The following is a 358-nucleotide window of genomic DNA, read 5'->3' on the forward strand; positions in this document are numbered from 1 at the left end:
TTCGTCGGTGACCTCCAAGTGCAGGCGGCGGGCTTCGACGTCCAGTTCGATCATGTCACCGGTCTGCACGAGCGCGAGCGGGCCGCCCGCAGCCGCTTCCGGCGATACATGCAACACGACCGCGCCGTAGGCTGTGCCGCTCATGCGGCCGTCCGAGATGCGGACCATGTCGGTGATGCCTTTTTCAAGCACCTTCTTTGGCAGCGGCATGTTGCCCACTTCAGCGAAACCCGGGTAACCCTTCGGTCCCGCGCCTTTCAGGACCATGATGCAGTGCTCGTCGATATCGAGCGACTCGTCATCGACTTTGGCGTGCAACTCTTCGACGTTCTCGAACACCACCGCGCGACCGCGATGT

The 358-nt window shown here is 62.6% G+C and carries 1 pseudogene; it reads right to left on the reverse strand.

Going from position 1 to position 358, the window contains the following annotated elements:
* Positions 1 to 358: pseudogene (locus tag PQR32_RS42215) on the reverse strand (dihydroxy-acid dehydratase); the annotation flags it as partial.

Source organism: Paraburkholderia dipogonis (genome assembly GCF_046027395.1).
GTDB lineage: Bacteria > Pseudomonadota > Gammaproteobacteria > Burkholderiales > Burkholderiaceae > Paraburkholderia > Paraburkholderia dipogonis_A.